15 protein-coding genes, 1 pseudogene and 1 riboswitch are annotated in these 17,955 nt (G+C 69.3%); of the genes and pseudogenes, 9 read left to right on the top strand and 7 right to left on the bottom strand.

Annotation, left to right across the window (positions count from 1 at the left end; all coding sequences use genetic code 11):
- Positions 1–182: 182 nt before the first annotated feature.
- Positions 183–1,286 carry a M20 family metallopeptidase gene (locus NON19_RS11560; protein ID WP_255926999.1) on the bottom strand — a complete coding sequence of 368 codons (1,104 nt, stop codon included), beginning with the start codon at positions 1,284–1,286 and terminating at the stop codon, positions 183–185.
- A 157-nt stretch (positions 1,287–1,443) separates the two neighbouring features.
- Between NON19_RS11560 and NON19_RS11555 the strand changes: the two are divergent.
- A pseudogene (locus NON19_RS11555) lies at positions 1,444–1,757 on the top strand (acetamidase/formamidase family protein); the annotation flags it as partial.
- Between the two features lie 150 nt (positions 1,758–1,907).
- Here the strand turns inward: NON19_RS11555 and NON19_RS11550 are convergent.
- On the bottom strand, positions 1,908–2,120 hold the full coding sequence (locus NON19_RS11550; RefSeq protein ID WP_308213679.1) for a chaplin: 213 nt from the start codon (positions 2,118–2,120) through the stop codon (positions 1,908–1,910).
- A gap of 380 nt (positions 2,121–2,500) precedes the next feature.
- Between NON19_RS11550 and NON19_RS11545 the strand changes: the two genes are divergently transcribed.
- Entirely contained in the window at positions 2,501–3,607 is a 1,107-nt protein-coding gene (locus tag NON19_RS11545) for a mechanosensitive ion channel family protein (RefSeq protein WP_255926997.1), read from the top strand.
- A gap of 66 nt (positions 3,608–3,673) precedes the next feature.
- Here NON19_RS11545 and NON19_RS11540 read toward each other — a convergent pair whose 3' ends face one another.
- On the bottom strand, positions 3,674–5,263 hold the full coding sequence (locus tag NON19_RS11540; RefSeq protein ID WP_255926995.1) for an APC family permease: 1,590 nt from the start codon (positions 5,261–5,263) through the stop codon (positions 3,674–3,676).
- 391 nt (positions 5,264–5,654) lie between these two features.
- On the opposite strand from NON19_RS11540, the gene NON19_RS11535 reads away from it, so the two are divergent.
- Together NON19_RS11535 and NON19_RS11530 are read left to right on the top strand one after the other, a co-directional pair.
- Positions 5,655–6,479, top strand: coding sequence for an RNA polymerase sigma factor SigF (locus NON19_RS11535; protein ID WP_372514093.1), 825 nt, complete (start codon positions 5,655–5,657; stop codon positions 6,477–6,479).
- Positions 6,480–6,606: 127 nt separating this feature from the next.
- Complete coding sequence (locus NON19_RS11530; protein WP_255926993.1) at positions 6,607–7,293, top strand: hypothetical protein; 687 nt, start codon at positions 6,607–6,609, stop codon at positions 7,291–7,293.
- A 64-nt stretch (positions 7,294–7,357) separates the two neighbouring features.
- Here the strand turns inward: NON19_RS11530 and NON19_RS11525 are convergent, their stop codons facing one another.
- On the bottom strand, positions 7,358–7,711 hold the full coding sequence (locus NON19_RS11525) for a hypothetical protein (RefSeq protein ID WP_255926991.1): 354 nt from the start codon (positions 7,709–7,711) through the stop codon (positions 7,358–7,360).
- Between the two features lie 193 nt (positions 7,712–7,904).
- Positions 7,905–8,882 carry a helix-turn-helix transcriptional regulator gene (locus NON19_RS11520; protein WP_255926989.1) on the bottom strand — a complete coding sequence of 326 codons (978 nt, stop codon included), beginning with the start codon at positions 8,880–8,882 and terminating at the stop codon, positions 7,905–7,907.
- A 102-nt stretch (positions 8,883–8,984) separates the two neighbouring features.
- Here NON19_RS11520 and NON19_RS11515 point away from each other — a divergent pair, with 102 nt between their 5' ends.
- Positions 8,985–9,392, top strand: a complete 408-nt coding sequence (locus NON19_RS11515; protein WP_255926987.1) for a DUF3224 domain-containing protein — start codon at positions 8,985–8,987, stop codon at positions 9,390–9,392.
- A 104-nt stretch (positions 9,393–9,496) separates the two neighbouring features.
- Here the strand turns inward: NON19_RS11515 and NON19_RS11510 are convergent, their stop codons facing one another.
- Entirely contained in the window at positions 9,497–9,769 is a 273-nt protein-coding gene (locus tag NON19_RS11510) for a hypothetical protein (RefSeq protein ID WP_255926985.1), read from the bottom strand.
- Between the two features lie 232 nt (positions 9,770–10,001).
- Positions 10,002–10,178, bottom strand: a riboswitch (M-box (ykoK) riboswitch).
- A 229-nt stretch (positions 10,179–10,407) separates the two neighbouring features.
- Between NON19_RS11510 and NON19_RS11505 the strand changes: the two genes are divergently transcribed.
- The 4 genes from NON19_RS11505 (at position 10,408) to NON19_RS11490 (ending at position 15,597) form a co-directional block, all read left to right on the top strand.
- A complete protein-coding gene (locus tag NON19_RS11505; protein WP_255926983.1) occupies positions 10,408–10,968 on the top strand; it encodes a DUF488 domain-containing protein in 561 nt (186 codons plus the stop codon).
- Positions 10,969–11,106: 138 nt separating this feature from the next.
- Complete coding sequence (locus tag NON19_RS11500; protein ID WP_255927070.1) at positions 11,107–11,766, top strand: ArsR/SmtB family transcription factor; 660 nt, start codon at positions 11,107–11,109, stop codon at positions 11,764–11,766.
- 110 nt (positions 11,767–11,876) lie between these two features.
- On the top strand, positions 11,877–12,815 hold the full coding sequence (locus NON19_RS11495) for a DMT family transporter (RefSeq protein ID WP_255926981.1): 939 nt from the start codon (positions 11,877–11,879) through the stop codon (positions 12,813–12,815).
- Between the two features lie 262 nt (positions 12,816–13,077).
- Positions 13,078–15,597: a glycoside hydrolase family 3 C-terminal domain-containing protein gene (locus tag NON19_RS11490; RefSeq protein ID WP_255926979.1), complete on the top strand. Its 2,520-nt coding sequence runs from the start codon at positions 13,078–13,080 to the stop codon at positions 15,595–15,597.
- Between the two features lie 65 nt (positions 15,598–15,662).
- Here the strand turns inward: NON19_RS11490 and NON19_RS11485 are convergent, their stop codons facing one another.
- Entirely contained in the window at positions 15,663–17,708 is a 2,046-nt protein-coding gene (locus NON19_RS11485; RefSeq protein ID WP_255926977.1) for a SpoIIE family protein phosphatase, read from the bottom strand.
- Between the last annotated feature and the right edge of the window lie 247 nt (positions 17,709–17,955).

Here is a 17,955-nt window from a genome sequence, read left to right as displayed (position 1 = left end):
ACCAGTGTCCGCGATCGTCCCGCCTGCGCACGAACACGCGTCCGGCCGCGCTCAGGGGGTTGCCCGTACGGCCCGTGTGGCGTGCCGTGGTCACCCAGCCACCGTGCGCCGCCGGTGTGCCTGTGGACGGCAGCACACCGCGTTCACCACCGAGACGAGGTGCGCGTTGCTGCGGAGAGATCTCAGTTAACGATCGCGCGGACAGGTCCCACGCTCTCGTTCGGCCGTGCCCGCTGGATCGCGTTCACCAGTCCGGCGACAAGGCGCGCCCGCTCGGCCATGGCGCCGACCACCAGGTACTCGTGGTCGGCGTGGGCACCGCCACCGACCGCTCCAAGGCCGTCGAGTGTCGGCACTCCCAGTGCGGCCGTGAAGTTGCCATCGCTTCCACCGCCGACCGCCCTGCCTTCGAGGCCGGGAAGCAGCCGCTTCGCCACCGCGAAGAGCTCGGCCGACGCCGACTCGGGCATAGGCGGTCGGCGCACGGCTCCCTGAACCGCGATCCGCGCACCATCCAGGTGCGGAGCCAGCGCCGCGAACGCGGACTCGACTCGCTCCTTCTCGGCGGCCGACTCGACCCGTACGTCGACGACGACGGTCGCCTGCGCCGGAACGACGTTGTCCAGGGTTCCCGCGGACGCGACGGTCGGGGTGACCGTGGTGCCGCTGTCCGGTCGAGCAAGCGCTGCGATATCCAGTACCTGATGGGAGGCTTCGACCAGGGCGTTGACACCGGCCTCGGGCTCAAGGCCCGCGTGCGACGCCCGGCCGGTGATGGTGACTTCGAACGTGCCGCAGCCCTTACGGCCGGTCTTCAAAGCCCCGCCATCAGCGGCACCCTCACACACAAGTACGGCGCCGCAGGCAAGGGCGCGTTCTTCGATGAGAGCGCGGGAGGAGCGCGAGCCAACCTCTTCGTCGGCGGTCACCAGGATCTCGACACCTGACAGGTCATCGAGCGTCGCCAGGCCGTGGATGGCCTGTACCAAGCCGCCAAGCATGTCGAAGACGCCGGGGCCGGTGGCACGCCCGCCTTCGACCCTGAACGGGCGGCGCTCAAGGGTGCCGATCGGAAACACCGTGTCATGGTGACCGAGGATGAGAACTTTGGGATCGCCGCCAGCTGACCAGTGGACGTGCGGCCCGGCTTCACTACCGACGAGGACGGCCTGCCCGCCAAGACGGCTCTCGATGACGGCGGCGACGGCTTCGGCCGATGCCATCAAGGCGTTGCGATCACGCGATGGAGACTCGACTTCGACGAGTGTCCTGAGGTCCTCGAGCATCGCGTCCACGCTCACGTCAACGGCCTTATGCGTCGTCACATGGCAAGAGTACTCGGTACGCCGTGGGATCAACTGGCCTACAGACCACGGCATCACCGCACGAGCCGCTGACGGAGGCCGTGTGGATGTGGCAGCTCGACCGTGCGCGCCGTACCGCGACGGGCACGCGCGGCAGGGTGAGGGCGAGACGTGTGGAGTGGCGGTGGAGTGCGCGATGGACACCGTCGTGATCGTCGAACTCCTCAAGGGAGTTGCCACCCCACGGCACGGCTGGAATCCGACACCCACATCATCTCCACCGGCTCCGCCCGCCCGTTGGAAGACGCCTTCCGCGTCGCCCAGCTCGACCTGGTCAACTGGCTGCACCGCGACTACGCGCTGTCCCGTCTCGACGCCTACCAACTCGTCACCCAGGCCGTGGAGTCACCACTGGCCAACGTCTGCGAGACCAACTACACATGCGTGGCGAAGACCTCCCCCGCGCTGGTCCAGCGGGCCGTTCGCGCTGCGCGCAGTCAGAGCTTCAGCGACGCGCTCGAAGCCATGCGCAAGACCGGCCCCGGTGCGGCTGCCCGGAACCGGTCGTCATGGTGCGGCTACGGCTGGGTGACCAGTGTCTGGTCACTTGCTAGCGCATGCGTTCCCGAATGTCGGGTTGAGAAGCGCGATGATGTCAATGCTGTTGCCGCACAGGTTGATCGGAAGACTGATCGGGACCTGGATGACGTTGCCGGAGATGACGCCCGGCGAGCCGACCGCCGCTCCGGCCGCACCCGCGTCAGCGAATGCCGCACCGCTGCCACCGGCCAGGGCGCCTCCAGCAATGACGGCCACGACGACAGCGTTCTTCAACTTGTTCACGCCACGCTCCTCAGGGGTGTCAAATGACTGATTCGCAAACGGTATTCGCGTGGCCGCCTTCCGCCGCGTTGGAAATGCACCGTACGGGGAATTACACCCGTTCGGCGGGGTTGGCCGAACGTGCGGCCCGCACCGGCCCCGGCGTCGAGGATCCCGTGCAACCACTTACCCAGGCGCCGCCTTGGCATCGACACGCATCACCCATCGCGTTGCGCCGATGACTTCCAGTTACCGAAGTCGATGTGCTTGCTGTCGGGAACGGCCGGGTACGCGCTCCTGTCGTACCCGTTACCGTCGCAGTGGCAACCGCAGCCGCGTCACTGCACGACGCGTCGAGTCCGAGGAAGGCCGAAATGGAGACCGTACTGCGACCCGTCATCGTCGCAGGAAGCGCCATCGTCATCACCCTGGCCGTGAGCTGGGCCGTTGACCGGGCACTACGCAGGATCGGCGCCCGGCACACGGACAGTCCGCTGTGGCATCTGCTACGCCAGTGCCGGTGGCCGTTGCGGATCGCCCTGTGTGTCGGACTGCTACTGGGCAGTTACAGTGCGGCACACATCGGGCGCGGGCACGAGGCCGGTATCAACCGGGCGCTGACACTGGTGTTGATCGGCGCGCTCGCCGGGTTGGTGATGCGGGTCGCCACGGCGATAGTCGAGTCCAGCTACGCGCGCTACGCCGCCAGTTCGCAGGATCCCGCGCGAGTTCGGCGGGTGCGGACCCAGGTGACGGTGATCCAGCGGGTGGTCACGGCCATCGTGGGCGTGGTCGCGGTGGCCGTGATGCTGATGCAGATCCCGGCCATGCAGGCGGTGGGCACCTCCGTGCTGGCCTCGGCGGGTGTGATCGCCGCGGTCGCCGGTATCGCCGCCCAGTCCACACTGGGCAACCTCTTCGCCGGGTTGCAGATCGCCTTCGGCGACATGGTGCGCCTGGGCGACACCGTGGTGGTGGAGGGCGAATGGGGCACCGTCGAGGAGATCACACTGACGTACCTGGTCGTCAACACATGGGATGAGCGCCGGATCACCATGCCGGTGTCGTACTTCACCAACCACCCGTTCCAGAACTGGTCACGTGGCAGCGCGCAGATGACCGGAACGGTCTTCCTCCACCTCGATCACGCCACGCCCATTGACCTGCTGCGCGAGCAACTGCACAACGTGCTCAAGGAATCAGAGGCCTGGGACGGACGGGCGTGGAGCCTGGTGGTGACCGACACCACCCCCACCACGATCCAGGTACGAGCACTGGCCACCGCCAAGGACTCCGCCGACATCTGGACCCTGCGCTGCGTCATTCGCGAACGACTCATCGACTGGCTGCGACGCGAGCATCCCTACGCCCTGCCCCGGATCAACACGGCGCCCGCGCCCGGCATCGCCTCGGCCCCCGACCGCGGCGCATCCCCCGGGCCCACCGCGGACGACGTCGGCCCGGGGCCGGGCGCGCCGTGACCGCCCGCGCCCCGCTGCACGCGCGGAGCGGGCCGCGGCGCGGCCACTGACCGTGGCAGCACGGTGTCACATGGTTCGCCATCCGTGTGGCAACGGGTGCACGGCGAGATGACGGGCCGAGTCGTGGAGGGCCCGCACATAGGCAGCGAGCCCGACTGCGGCCACCGCGAACGAGTCCCACGGCGCGGGAATCGCCCTGGAGCCTCCGAAGCTGCCGAGGCGGGAGAACAGCAGCAGCGCGACCAAGTAGCCGACCAGCCAGAGACCGGCAACCAGGTCGGCGAGGTCGCGCTCGCGGCGGACCTGCTGGTAGGCGTACAACAGCGCGGACAGGAAGAGCACGGGGAGCGCCACGCGTAGTTCGTGCCAGCCCGCCCAGTAGAAGATCAAGGTGGCGATCACGAAGGCCACCGGTGCGAACCACCGTGTGCCGCGAACCCAGTTGGCCATTCGTCCGGGGTCCGCCCGCCGTACCGAGGCTTCGGCGACGACGCTGATGGAGTACGCGAACAAGCCCAGCACGCTGGTGGCCGCGACGATGGACTGCCAGTCGCCGAACGGGAGGAGGAAGGCGACGCCGATGGCGAAGTTCACCAGCAGCGCGCGCCGCGGCACCCCGGACCCCGCGTGCACCCTGGCCACGGCGTCCGGCAGCAGCCCGTTCTTGCCCAGGGCGTACGCCTCCCGGCTGGTCTCGGCGGTGAAGACGAGCGCGGAGCCGACCGGTGAGGCGATGGCATCGGCGTACAGCACCCAGGTCAGCCAGGTCAGGTTGGCGGATGTGGCCAGTTCGGCGAACGGCGAGTTGAAGTTGACCCCGTGCCAGCCGCCGAGCAGCTTCCCGGTTGGCACGGCGGCGATGAAGACCACCTGCAGGATGACGTAGAGCAGCATCGAGAGCAGGAGTGCGGTGATCACCGCGCGGGGGATGTCGCGGCGTGGGTTGCGGGCTTCGCCAGCCAGGTCGATGGGGCCCTGGAAGCCGGTGTAGGCGTAGATGACCCCGGCGGTGGCGATCGCGGACAGTGGTGCGGCATACCCGTACGGGGCGAAGCCTCCGTACCCGGTGAAGTTGTGTCCGTCCAGGCCGGAGATGAGTAGTGCCACCACGGTCAGCGCCGGGATGGTGAACTTGGCGAGGGTGACGGCCAGGTTGACGCGGGCGAAGAGTCGCACGCCGAACCAGTTGACTGCGACGAAGGCGGCCATGAGGACCAACCCGGCCGCGATACCGGTGGGCGTGAGGTGACCGTGGTGGTACAGGTCCGGGATGTACTGGCTGGCGTACTGCAGCACGGCCGCTGACTCGCTTGGCGGGTTGGTGGCATAGGAGACCCAGATGCCCCAGCCGACGAGCGTCGCGACCAGCCGTCCCGAGGTGTAGAGCGGCCACCGCACCAGCCCGCCCGTCTCCGGGATCGAGGCGGCCAACTCGACCATGACCAGCGCGATCAGTACGAGAGCGAGACCGCCCACGGTCCAGGTGATCAGTGCCGCGGGTCCCGCGGTACGGGCCGCGTGCATCGGGCTGAGCAGCCAGCCTGAGCCGATCACCCCGCCGAAGGCTATGGCGGTGAGCTGCCAGAACCCCAGACGGCGGCGCAGGCGCTGGTCCTCAACCCCCCGCTTGTCGCCAGGGACACGTGTCGTCGTCATCCGTACGGCTCCTCTCCGCGGCTGCGACATGCGCAAGAGGGGTGGTGTGTGGGACCGGTTGGCGATGGAAGCCGACCACGGCGCTCAGTCGGCGCGACGCGGTGCTCGAACGCTTCGCGCAACCAGCCTGGCCGGGAGCCGATTTCGAGGACGGACGGGGTGCTCGGCGATGCGGATCACTGCAGAGCAGTGTGGCGCCAGGCCGCCATCTCGGCAAGGTCGGGGGCGAGTTGAGGTCCCGCAGAGGAAGATGGCGGGCCTCGGCCGGAATGCGCACTACCGGTTTGGGGCTACCGATGCGGGTAGGCGCTGTGTCGTCAACTCCGTCGGAACAGATGGGAGGCAGATCGTGTTGGGGCAGCTCGCGGACAAGGCGGCTCCAGAAGCGGCAGTGACGCAGGAAGTGCCCCCTCAGCGGCTCACCACGCTGCTGACCGAGGCCAAAGCGGACCCCTCTGAGTTGCGTGAGGTCTCGCGGGTGATGTTCGCGCGCTTGGCGGTGCTGGACGAAGGCACCGAGCAGTACCAGTACGTCCGCAACTCCCTCATCGAGCTGAACATGGCGTTGGTGCGGTTCGCCGCGAAGCGCTTCTCCAACCGGGCCGACCAGATGGAAGACATCTTCCAGGTCGGCACGATCGGGTTGATCAAGGCAGTCGACCGGTTCGACCCCGATTACGGCGTCGAGTTCATCACCTTCGCCCTGCCCACCATCATCGGCGAGATGAAGCGCTTCTTCCGCGACACCAGCTGGTCAGTACGGGTGCCGCGCCGCCTGCAGGAACTGCGCATCGAGATGGCCAAGACCAGCGATGTCATGGCCGCGGAACTCGACCGCGCTCCCACCACCGCCGAACTGGCCGAGCGGCTGCGGATCACCGAGGAGGAGGTACTGGAGGCGCAGGTCGCGGCCAACGCCTACACCGCCAGCTCCATCGACGCCGAGGGCGCGGCCGACGAAGAGGAGGGCACCTCCTGGGTCCACCGGCTTGGCTACGATGACCCCGGTCTCGAGGGCGTGGAGAACGTCACCGCCCTCAAGCCCCTCATCGATCAACTCCCCGAACGCGAACGCACCATCCTCGCCATGCGTTTCGGCTCCGAGATGACCCAGGCCGCCATAGGCGCCCATCTCGGCCTGTCCCAGATGCACATCTCACGCCTTCTCGCCCGCACACTCAACTTGCTGCGCGACCAACTGCTGGCGGACGGCTGATGGCGTCGTACGTCATGCCCCGCTCGCTCCTCGCGGCGAGACGCTTCCCAGGAGGGTGGTCGTGTAGCTGTTGCCTTCCGGGGTAGCCGCGCACCCACGGGAAAGACGCCGACGAGAAGGGATCAGTATGGCTTCGCGGCACGAACGCATCCGCACGCACGCCTCGTGGAGGAGAGCCGTCGCATCGGCGGCGGTCGGATCAGCGCTGCTCACGGGCTTGATGGCGGGCGGCGCCGCACCGGCTGGAGCCGCACCACCGTCCACCCAGGCCGCATCCGCCAAGGGCGGGGCACCGGATCGGGCGACCACGCTCAGCGGGCTGCGCCATAAGGTGGAGGACCTCACGATCAGCACCCCGGACGGTTCACCGCTCGGGCGGCGACTCGATGGCCTGTACCGCGACCTCAGCCGGGCCGGGGTGACCGACTGGACGGTCGTCGGCAAGGAGGATCCTGGAAGGCCGGTGATCGTTCTGCGGCTGTGGAAGACGGACGCACAGCAGGTACGTGCGGTACGCGCCGCGGTCGTCCCCGCCCTGCGGTTCGCGAGCCAGAGCCGCGAGGTCTACAGCGCGGGGCTGCTCGCCTCCGTCAGGCCCGGCTCCCCCGCGGCCCATGGCGACGCGGCCGCGCTCAACCGCCTGGTCGCCCGGATGCCAGGTGTCCAGGCGACGGTCGATCCGCAGCCGGACACTGTCTATGTACACCTCGAAGGGGCGCACCTCACCACCCGCGACCTCGACGCCGTGCGGGTGGAGACCGCGCGGACCGCGGGCAGCCCCGTCCAGGACGTACGCGTCATCAGCGAGCCGTAGTCGGACGTTCCAGCCTGGGCGGCTGGCCTGCGGCCGCCGTCCAGGCTCCCCCGACGTGCCTGGCTCAGGGCCTTTGGTCGCTCAGCCCGCATACCCACGCCAGTGCGTCGTGCACCCCTTGCGCGAAGGCACGCGGACCAGCCTGCTGTGTGACATCTTCCAGCTGGACCACCGCGGTGTCGATCTCGGAAGTCAACCGTTGCAGGCCGGGCACTCCGACGGTCCGGGCCCCGGTGAGCGGGGCGCTGACGTCGCTGCCCATCGCCCACCGGTAGGCCTCCAACGCACCCTTGGTGAACTGGGCATGCGGGTCAGCTCTCGCGGTCTGCTTCCGCAGGGTTTGGTATGCCTTCTCAACGGCGGAACTCGGCCGGGCGCCGATCAGTTGAGGGTGGGTGGGGGTGGGGATTTCGGTCATGCCTTACGGCTATCCGTATTTTCCGGCACGATGCATAACAGTTCGACACCGTGACGCGACCGGAGTACGGGCACCGCTTTGAGCCTCGCGCAATTCGGTTTCCCGATGTCATTCGTCGGCTGCCGCTTGCCGCTCTCGCTGGCGGTCGCGGGTTTCGGTTGCCCTCACGGCCTGTTACCAGCGCCCCGCGCCGTTATGCACTGGGTGCCACCGCGTAGCGGTTGGCCAGGACGGTTACGGCCTCGGCGATGGCCTGACGGAGTTCGGGAGGGCCGAGCACCTCCGCCTCGGTACCGAGTCTGAGCAGGTCGCTGACGGCGACTGACTGCGACTCGACCGGCATTTCCACCTGTACCCAGCCGTCGTGGTCCGGTGGCCCGGCGCTTTCGAGTGCGCGTGTGCCCGCCGTACCGAACTGCATGGGCAACAGCTTTCGCGCCCGCGGCGATATCCGCAGTCGTGCGGTTCCCTGGTGAAGCGCGGCCTCCAGGCGGCGGGAGGACTCCTCCCAGAAGGCGGCCAGATCGAATCCCGCAGGGCGGTCGAAGACTTCTTCCGTGGTGTGCACCGCGAGGAACCTCGACATCCGATAGGTGCGTACCGCCTCGTCGGCGAATGCCACCAGGTACCAGATGCCGCCTTTGAGGACGATGCCGAGCGGACGCAGTTCCCGGTGCACCTCACCGCCCCAACGACGGTAGTGGGTGCGCAACACCCGCTGTTCCCATACCGCTTGCGCGACCTGCGCCAGGCATGGGACCGGGTCGGTGTCGCGGAACCACGCTGGTGCGTCCAGATGAAACCGTTCCTGGACGCGGCGGGTCCGCTCCGCCAGTTCGGCCGGGAGGGCGGCCTGCAGCTTCAGTTGGGCGGTTGCCAGCACGGCGCCCAGGCCCAGTTGACGAGCCGGGCCGGGTGCTCCGGTAAAGAAGAGGGCGTCGGCCTCGGCATCGGTGAGGCCGGTCAGTCGGGTGCGGTAGCCGTCCATCAGGCGGTACCCACCAGCGGGCCCGCGGTCGGCGCGGACCGGGACGCCGGACGCGCTCAGCGCCTCGATGTCCCGGTAGACCGTACGGACCGACACCTCCAGTTCGGCGGCCAGGGCAGGGGCGGTCATCCGTCCACGGTTCTGGAGCAGCAGGAGCAGGCACAGCAGCCGGTCAGCGCGCATGGAGCCATTGTCACGCCTTACCTGACAGAAGGTGTCAGGTAAGGCGGCCACGCTGGTCACACCGCACGCGGACACGCCTGCGGCAGATCGATTGGAGTTCCCATGCCCACGCAGACCAGCGGCCACTTCACGTTCGCCAACTGGGAGGAGCGGGCGGTCAGTTCGGACGACGTGAGCCCCAAGCTGGCCCATGCCTGTGTGACCAACACGTTCTCCGGTGGCATCGAGGCAGCGGACACCACGTGCGAGTACACCATCGCCTACGCCACGGAGAAGACCGGTACGTTCACCGGCATGGAGATGCTGACCGGCCGACTCGACGGACGGGACGGTGCCTTCGTCGTCGAGCAGCGCGGCTCGTTCGACGCCGACGGCACGGTGCGCTGCACCTTCGAGGTCGTGCCGGGGACAGGCACCGCGGACCTGATCGGGCTACGCGGCACTGGCAGCTTCACCGCCCGCCATGGCGAACCGTCGGTCTCCTACACCTTCCACTACGACCTGGGCTGACGGTGCTCAAGGGGGCGGGGTGCGTGCCCCTGGTGGGGCACCGTGGGCGGCGGGGCAGGGAAACCACCCCGCCACCGCCTCGCCCGCCAGCACTGCTGGACGGCTCAGGCGGTCCGGTGCGGGGACTCGCAAAGTGATCGCTGGGCGCGGCGCACCACGAACGGCAGGGCCAGCTGCACCAGCGCCCCTGCTCCCGCGGCACCGGCGACGCTGCTCACCACGGGCTCCGCGCAGGCCAGAGCACCGCGCAGGGCAGGCGTACCAGCCCGGCGGACGTGGTCCAGCGCGGGCCGCAGGGCTTCGGCGCGGATGCCGGGTACGGGGATGGTCAGCGTGCGGCCGGCCTCGGGGCCCGGCCAGGTCAGCTCGATGCGCATGGCTGTGCTCCCTCGGAGGAGGGCCTGATCGCGGGATTCAGCGCGTATCGCCGTCAGTGCGCAGCGATGGATACGGCACAAGCTCAGCGAATACGAGCGCCGCGATCAAGCGGGGACGGATGAGCATGCCCAGGAGCGGGCTCTGGACTGGACCAAGGACTCATGTCCCTCACCTCCTCGCGGCCAGACACACGCGGTGTCGTCCAACATGGCCGAGGAGCCCCCGCGCGGGAGGGCACCTCTCTCGTCTGAGCTTCGGCACTGCGCGGCGTACTCCCGGCCTGACGGCCGGGGAGCCACTTGGGCTCACTCCTTGTGCCGAGGTGAGCTGTCCTGACCCGGGGCGTCTCTCGACGTTCGGGGTCAGTGGCCTGTGTCCACGCAGAAGCCTCGCCTAACGAGGTGCTGACGGTTCCAACGGTCACCGCATCCGCCGTATTCCGTCAAGAGCGGCGGCCTGAACAGTGGTGTGACATCGGCGGCACCGTCGGTAACGCGAGGGGCACGCGGCGTTCCCGCGTCCCCGGCGCACGGCGATGACTCCCCACCGACGTTCCGGTGCGGATCTCCCGGCATCCGGTTCCCGCGGGGCGAAGCGGGGTACCTGCCAACCAGCAAGATCCTTCGCCCTTGCCGCCATGAGGACAACGGTGACCTGCGAACTGCTGACCTTCGGCCATGGCACCCTCGACGCGACGCGGATGACCGGACTGCTGCACGCTGCCGAGGTGCGTCGGCTGGTCGACGTACGGACCGCACCCGGGAGCCGGCACAATCCGGATGCCAACCGCGACGCGATGTCAGAGTGGCTGCCGCAGGCCGACATCGCCTACCGATGGGACAAGCGGCTCGGCGGTTGGCGCACCGCGCGCCCGGACGCACCCGACACGGCGCTGCGCAACCGCGCCTTCGCGGGCTACGCCATCCACATGCGCTCGCAGCAGTTCCTCGCTGCCATCGATGACCTGCTCGCTGAGGCAGCGGCAGAACGCACGGCGGTCATGTGCGCCGAGTCGGTGTGGTGGCGCTGCCATCGCAAGATGATCTCCGACTTCCTGGTCGTCGCCCGGCAGGTGCGGGTACGCCATCTCATGCACGACGGCACGCTGCGTCCACACCTGCCCAGCCCGGAGGCGCGCCTGCTTCCCGAACGCCATGTGCTGGTCTACGACGCCGGTCAGTCTCCGCTGCCGGATTGAACTCCAGCACCGAGGCGCCGGTCTCCCCCCCATGCGGCACGACCGAACACTTTGGTAGTGGCCGAAGTATTGAGCCATGATGTGGACGTGACCGGTTCCGCCCCGCCCGCCGCCCGCCTCGCCGCACTCGCCGGCGCCATGGCCGATGAGACCCGGGCAGCCATCTGCCTGGCCCTGCTTGAGGGCCGTGCGTGGAGCATGGGGGAACTGGCCCGGATCGCCGGGGTGTCTCCGTCCACGGCGAGCGGTCATGTGGCCCGGCTGCAGGACGCCGGAATCTGTGTGACCGAGCGGCAGGGCCGCCACGGTTACGTACGGATCGCCGACGCAGCGACGGCACGCCTGGTCGACTCGCTCGCCGCGCACGCGGCCCCGGGACGGGACGCGGCGCACGCGGTGCCGGTAGTCGCCGCGCCCGATCCGCTGGCCGGGGCGCGGACCTGCTACGACCACTTCGCCGGGCGGCTCGGCATGGCGGTGACCGACGCGATGGACGAGCGCGGGCTACTCCGCACGGAAGGCGCGTTCGAGCTGACCGACGCGGGGCGGGAGTGGTGCGCTCGGGCGGGCCTCGACCTGGCCCACGAGGGTCGCCGACCGATGGCGAGTTCATGTCTGGACTGGACCGAGCGCCGCCGCCATCTGGGCGGGGTGGCCGGTGCGCGGCTGTGCGCCCTGGCGCTGCGTCGGGAGTGGGTGGTGCGAGTGGCCGCCGGTGGTCGCGTGTTGCGGGTGACCGACGCCGGGGAGCGGGCCTTCCGTGACCTCCTGGGGATCACACCCGACGCCTGGAACTGATCCTGGCGGCTCGACGCCCTCTCAGCGCCCCAGTACACCCGGGACCGTGCCAGGACCGTGCGCAGATATTTTGGTCGACACCGAAATGTTTGCGCCCTACGCTCGCCCGCATGAGTTCCCGTCTCGCCTCTCCTGGCGTCCTCACCGCCGGCGCCGCTGCTTTCTCCGTGGTCGCGTGGGCGTCCGCCTTCGTCTCCATCCGCAGCGCGGTCGCTGGCTACTCCCCGGGCGCGCTGGCGCTCGGCCGGTTGCTTGCCGCCTCCCTGGTGCTGGTCGTCCTGGCAGCGATACGGCGCGAGGGGCTGCCGTCCCGGGGCGCCCGGCGCGGCGTCCTGGTGTCCGGGGTGGTTTGGTTCGGCGGCTACATGGTCGCGTTGAACTGGGGCGAGCGACTGGTCGACGCCGGGACGGCCGCCCTCCTGGTGAACGTTGGGCCGATCCTGATGGCGTTGCTCGCGGCGCGGCTGCTCGGGGAGGCACTGCCGCCGCGGCTGCTCTCCGGTATGGCGGTGTCGTTCGGCGGAGCACTGGTGGTCGGCCTGTCGACCTCGTCCGGACACAACGGCGGCACCTCGGTGCTCGGCGTGCTGCTGTGCCTTCTCGCGGCGGTGGCGTACGCGACCGGCGTGGTCGCCCAGAAGCCCGCGCTCGCATACGGGACGCCGCTGCAGATCACGGCGTACAGCTGCCTGGCGGGTACGGTGGCGTGCCTGCCCTTCGCCGGGCAACTGGCCGCCGAACTGCCGAAGGCACCGCCGTCCGCGACCCTCAACATGGTCTATCTCGGCGTGGTGCCGACCGCTCTCGCCTTCACCACCTGGAGCTACGCTCTGGCCCGCACGCCCGCCGGCAGGATGGGCGCGACCACCTACGCCGTTCCGGCCATCGTGGTGGCACTGAGCTGGGTGTTCCTGGACGAGGTGCCCGCCTGGCTGACCCTGCTCGGCGGCGCGCTGTGCCTGACGGGCGTGGCGGTGTCCCGCTCCCGGCCCCGACAGCACCGCACGTCAGCCCCGCGCCCCGCGGAGCCCGCCGACGCCGCGCGCTGACCATCGCGCATCTCTCCCCGCGTCCACCCCCCCGGTGACGGCCGAGTTGCTGATCTGCTGAAGCCAAATGCTCCTCGGCTTCATGGAATTGACGGGAACTCAACTTCCCTGGGCGGGGACGCGCGGATCAGTTTGGCCAGGGCACGGGACCACCAGGGTCGGACGCATTGACGCGCCATCATGTCAAAGTTAACTTCTGCAACGCGCGTGTGGACCGGCTCCCTCGTTCGGATCGTCTGAACCTCCCCCCAGGAGCGTGCCCATGTCTTCACCTCTTTGCCAAAGGGCCGCTCGCTGCGGCTCAGCAGCACTGACACTGCTGGTCGCCGCCTCGGCCGGGCCGGTGGTGTTCGCACCCGCGGCCCACGCCGCCAACTCCTGCCCCTGGGTGGGTTCGACCGCGCCGGTGGACCAGCGGGTCGACGAGGTGATGGCACGGATCACTCAGAACAAGGAAGTCAGCCTTGTCCACGGCAACGGCTCCACCCAGCCCTACGTGGGCAACGTGCCCGCCATTTCCCGGCTCTGTGTCCCGGCGCTGGGCCTGGAAGACGGTCCGGCCGGTATCGGCGACGGGATGACCGGTGTGACGCAGTTACCGGCGCCCGTGGCTAGCGCGGCAACCTGGGACACCGCCCTGGAGCAGCGGTACGGAGCGGTCATCGGCGCGGAAGACGCTGGCAAGGGCGCCAGCGTCGCCCTGAGCCCGACCATCAACATCGTGCGCGACCCGCGCTGGGGGCGCGCCTTCGAATCTCTCGGCGAAGACCCGTACCTCGCCGGGAAGATGGGTGCGGCCGACATCACCGGCACCCAGAGCCAGGGTGTGCTGGCCCAGGTCAAGCACTTGGCCGTCTACAACCAGGAGACCCATCGCAACAGCGCCGCCGACAACGCCGACGTCTCCGAGCGGACGATGCAGGAGATCTATCTGCCCGCGTTCCAGGCCGCGGCGCGGGCCGGGGCCTCGTCGGTGATGTGCTCCTACAGCTGGGTCAACGGCCAGGACGCGTGTGCCAACCCCTACCTGCTCAACACGGCGATGAAGAGCCAGTTCGGTTTCAAGGGCTTCGTCACCTCCGACTGGGGTGCCACCCACTCGACCATCAACTCCGCCTACAACGGCCTCGACATGGAGATGCCGGGTGGCGGCTACTTCGGCGCGCCGCTCAACTCGGCAGTCAACGGCGGTCAGGTGGCGAAGTCACGCCTGGATGACATGGTCCGCCGGATCCTACGGCAGATGTTCGCCTTCGGGCTGTTCGACAGGAAGCCGTCCGGCTCTCCGGGCGCGGTCGTCACCAGCGACGCGCACTCCACGACGGCCCGTCAGGTCGCCGAGGAAGGCAGCGTGCTGCTGAAGAACGCCGGTGGTGTGCTGCCGCTGCGGCCCTCCACCGTGCACTCGATCGCGGTGATCGGCGCGGATGCCGACTCCAAGGCGAGGACCGCGGGCGGCGGGAGCGCGGGCGTCAAGGCACCGTACGTCGTCACCCCGTTGACGGGCATCACCCACCGCGCTGGCAGTGGGATCAAGGTCGCCTACGACGACGGTTCCAACCCCAGCTCGGCGGCCGATCTGGCTGGCTCCTCCTCGGTGGCCGTGGTCTTCGCCAGCACCTTCGAGTCGGAAGGCAGCGACCTCGGCACCATCGACCTGTCGAGCGCGGACAACTCGCTGATCTCCGCGGTCGCGGCCAGGAACCCGCACACCATCGTGGTGCTCAACACCGGTTCCGCCGTCACCATGCCGTGGATCGACCAGGTCGCGGGCGTCTTCGAAGCCTGGTACCCAGGGCAGGAGGACGGCAACGCCATCGCCGCGCTGCTCTTCGGAGACACCAACCCGTCGGGGAAACTGCCTGTCTCCTTCCCCAGGAGCCTCACCGACGTCCCGGCCAGCACACAACAGCAGTGGCCCGGCGCCAACGGGCAGGTGCGGTACTCCGAGGGAGTCGACGTCGGCTACCGCTGGTACGACACCAAGGACATCACGCCGCTGTTCCCGTTCGGCTACGGCCTGTCCTACACCACCTTCTCGTACGACGACCTCTTTGTGGCAGGTCCCGACGCGCACGGCACGGTCAACGTCTCGGCGACCGTCACCAACACCGGCCGCCGACAAGGCGCTGATGTCGCCCAGCTCTACGTCGGCGACCCGGCCAGCACGGGCGAGCCGACCCACCAGCTCAAGGGCTTCCAACGGGTCGACCTCGCGCCCGGCGCGAGCACCACGGTCCACTTCACCCTCACCACCAAGGACCTGTCCTACTGGGACCAGAACGCCCACGGATGGACCGCCCCCGCCGGGCGGTACCGGATCGCCGTCGGCGACTCCTCCCGCACCCTTCCACTGACCGGCACCGTCACCCTCACCTCCACCACGGCCCCGCCGAGCGGAGCCGTCACCGGCATCGCGGGCCTCTGCCTCGACGACCGCGGGGCATCCCTCGCCAACGGAACCCCGATCCAGCTCTACGACTGCAACCACACCGGCGCCCAGAAGTGGACGGTCACCTCCGACCACCGGCTGACCGTCCTCGGCAAGTGCATGGACGCCGCCAATGGCGCGACCGCCAACGGCACGCTCGTCCAGCTCTATGACTGCAACGGAACCGGCGCCCAGATCTGGGAACCACAGCCCAACGGGGCGCTGTACAACCCGCAGTCCGGCCGCTGCCTCGACGACCCCGGCGCAACGGCCGAGCGGGAAACCCAACTTCAGCTCTATGACTGCAATGGCACGCACGCACAGAAGTGGCAGCTGCCTGAACGAATGTGACGTAGCGTCAAGTGACTCAGGCCCACGCGTGTCGACGACGAGGGCCTGCCGGGCCTGTCGGGCATTCACCGGGGACCGGGGGTGCCGACGCGGGCGATGAGGAGGGCGATGTCGTCCTGCGCGGGGGTGGGGGCGAGGCGGTTGATGAGGGTGTCGGCGAGGTCTTCCAGGGACGGATGGGTACCGGTGAGGAAGCGGACGAGCTTCTTCAGGCGCTCGTCGAGGTCTTGCCCGCGGGCTTCGACGAGCCCGTCGGTGTAGAGGACGAGCACGGTCCCGGGAGTGAGGGGGATCTCGGTGGTCGTGTAGGAGATGCCGCCGATGCCGAGGGGCGCGCCAGGGGGCAGGTCGATCAGTCGGGCGGTGCCGTCCGGGCTGATCAGGGCGGGTGGGGGGTGTCCGGCCCGGGCGAGCCAGCAGCGGTTGGCCGCGGCGTCACACACGCCGTACAGGCATGTCGCCAGGATGGGACCGTCGAGGTCCTGCATGGACTGGTCAAGGTGGTGCAGGAGCTGGTCGGGCGGCAGGTCCAAGCGGACGAGGGCGCGCAGTGTGGTGCGCACCTGCCCCATCACGGCGGCGGCGGGGATGCCGTGCCCCATGACGTCGCCGATGGCGATGGCGGCCTTGTCGGGTGTCAGGGCGGCCACGTCGTACCAGTCGCCGCCGACCTCGGTGGCGTCGGAGGCGGGCGTGTAGCGGTGGGCGATCTCGATACCGTTCGGGGGTTCGAAGCTGCGGGGCAGCATGCTGCGCTGCAAGGTCAAGGCGGTGTCGTGCTCGCGGGCGTAGCGCAGCGCGTTGTCGATCGCGACGGCGGCCTTGGCGGCCATTTCCTCGGCGTCGGACAGCTCGTCCTGCTCGAACGGGCTGGGGTTCTCCGATCGCCAGAGGCCGACGGCACCGACGAGCATGCGCCGCGAGTACAGCGGGACGGTGATCAGCGAGTGCATGCCGTAGTCCAGCAGCTCGCGGGCCTGGTGGCGGTTGCGGATCTGCCATGCGGAGGAGGTACGCAGGTGCGGCAGGAAGGTCGCGTTCGCGCTGGCCACGTCACGGATGTGCGGCGCGAAGGAGGCGAGGGTGATCCGTGAGCCCACGGGGTCGAGCGGGGGGTCGTCGCGGATCCCGCCCAGGGCGACGCGGCGAGCCTGTGTGCCGTGGTCCGTGAGCGGTTCCTCGGCGAGCAGGACGGCCGTGGTCAGGTCGACGGTGACGAAGTCGGCGAACCGGGGGACCGCCACCCGCACCAGTTCCTGCGCGGTCTGCTGCGCGTCGAGCGTCGTGCCGATGACGATGCTGGCCTCGTACAGCAGCCTGAGGCGCTCGTGAGCGTGGCGTGCCTGCTCACGGCTCTCCTCAAGTGAGCTGGCCATGGTGTTGAACGCCGTCCCGAGCTGAGCGATCTCGCCCCTGCCGGTTTCGGGCATCCGCACGGCGAGGTCGCCGCCAGCGAGCCGGGAGGCCACGTCGGCCGCCTTGCGGACCGGCCAGACAACAGCCCGGATCACGTACCCGGCGAAGGCCGCGATGAGGAGCATCGAACCGGCGAGGCCGATCGACGCTGCGATGACCGCCTCCCGGGCCTCATCGTTGGCCGCGCTCTCGCGGGCCGCGATCAGAGCCGCCTGGACCGAGTCGTAGCGGTCGAACTGCTTCCTGAGCCCGTCGACGCGCCGCTTGCCTTCCAGCGTCGCCGCCACGCCGCGCGCACGGGGGTCCCCTCGGCGTGCCGCCGCGACCAGCGGAATCGAGTAGTCGCGGATGAGGGACTCGCCAGCCTGGCTGATCTGCTGGGCCAGTCTCCGCTGGCCGGGGGTGGTGCTGAGGCGTACGAGCTGCCCTGCCTGGCCGGAGAACGTGGTCCGGGCGGTCTGCCATGGCTCAAGGAACTGGTTCTGCCCGGTGATGACGAAGCCGCGCTGACCTGTCTCCAGGTCGACGACGAGTCCCTCGACCTTCCTCGCCTGGGTGAGTGCCGCACGGGAGTCACGTTCGGTGGCCGTCGACTGGCCGAGGCCGATGATCGACCAGAGGAGCACCGCGAAGGCAAGACCGATCAGCGCGGCGAGCAGCCCACCAGCGACGGCGGTGAGGGGCACCAGCCCCACACGTGCGCGTCTTTTGGGTGGACCTGGCATGTGCATCCCCTACCTGCGCACCAACCGGCGGTCGTGCCGTCAGCAGGGCGGCACCTCGGTGAGGTCCGTCTTTTTGAGTCTATGGTGGGTTCGCCGGACCTGCCGGGACAGCGGACGGCATGGGCGCCGGGGCTGCCCGTTTCACAAGGAAAATGCCACCTCCTCCGTGTTTGGCGGCGCGATATTTGCCCCAGGCGGACCCCGTCAGGAACCATGC

Origin of the sequence: Streptantibioticus rubrisoli (assembly GCF_024436055.1) — a bacterium.
Taxonomy (GTDB): Bacteria; Actinomycetota; Actinomycetes; order Streptomycetales; family Streptomycetaceae; genus Streptantibioticus_A; species Streptantibioticus_A rubrisoli.
The sequence above is the reverse complement of the archived record's forward strand: the minus strand, read 5'-3'. Positions and strand labels throughout refer to the sequence as shown.

What these genes read in the sequence shown, in the direction of transcription:
- NON19_RS11525 (WP_255926991.1), bottom strand. Translation starts at nt 7,711, where the DNA reads ATGACCGAAATCCCCACCCCCACCCACCCTCAACTGATCGGCGCCCGG.
- NON19_RS11490 (WP_255926979.1), top strand. Translation starts at nt 13,078, where the DNA reads ATGTCTTCACCTCTTTGCCAAAGGGCCGCTCGCTGCGGCTCAGCAGCA.
- NON19_RS11515 (WP_255926987.1), top strand. Translation starts at nt 8,985, where the DNA reads ATGCCCACGCAGACCAGCGGCCACTTCACGTTCGCCAACTGGGAGGAG.
- NON19_RS11545 (WP_255926997.1), top strand. Translation starts at nt 2,501, where the DNA reads ATGGAGACCGTACTGCGACCCGTCATCGTCGCAGGAAGCGCCATCGTC.
- NON19_RS11505 (WP_255926983.1), top strand. Translation starts at nt 10,408, where the DNA reads ATGAGGACAACGGTGACCTGCGAACTGCTGACCTTCGGCCATGGCACC.
- NON19_RS11495 (WP_255926981.1), top strand. Translation starts at nt 11,877, where the DNA reads ATGAGTTCCCGTCTCGCCTCTCCTGGCGTCCTCACCGCCGGCGCCGCT.
- NON19_RS11520 (WP_255926989.1), bottom strand. Translation starts at nt 8,882, where the DNA reads ATGCGCGCTGACCGGCTGCTGTGCCTGCTCCTGCTGCTCCAGAACCGT.
- NON19_RS11510 (WP_255926985.1), bottom strand. Translation starts at nt 9,769, where the DNA reads ATGCGCATCGAGCTGACCTGGCCGGGCCCCGAGGCCGGCCGCACGCTG.
- NON19_RS11500 (WP_255927070.1), top strand. Translation starts at nt 11,107, where the DNA reads ATGGCCGATGAGACCCGGGCAGCCATCTGCCTGGCCCTGCTTGAGGGC.
- NON19_RS11540 (WP_255926995.1), bottom strand. Translation starts at nt 5,263, where the DNA reads ATGACGACGACACGTGTCCCTGGCGACAAGCGGGGGGTTGAGGACCAG.
- NON19_RS11560 (WP_255926999.1), bottom strand. Translation starts at nt 1,286, where the DNA reads ATGCTCGAGGACCTCAGGACACTCGTCGAAGTCGAGTCTCCATCGCGT.
- NON19_RS11530 (WP_255926993.1), top strand. Translation starts at nt 6,607, where the DNA reads ATGGCTTCGCGGCACGAACGCATCCGCACGCACGCCTCGTGGAGGAGA.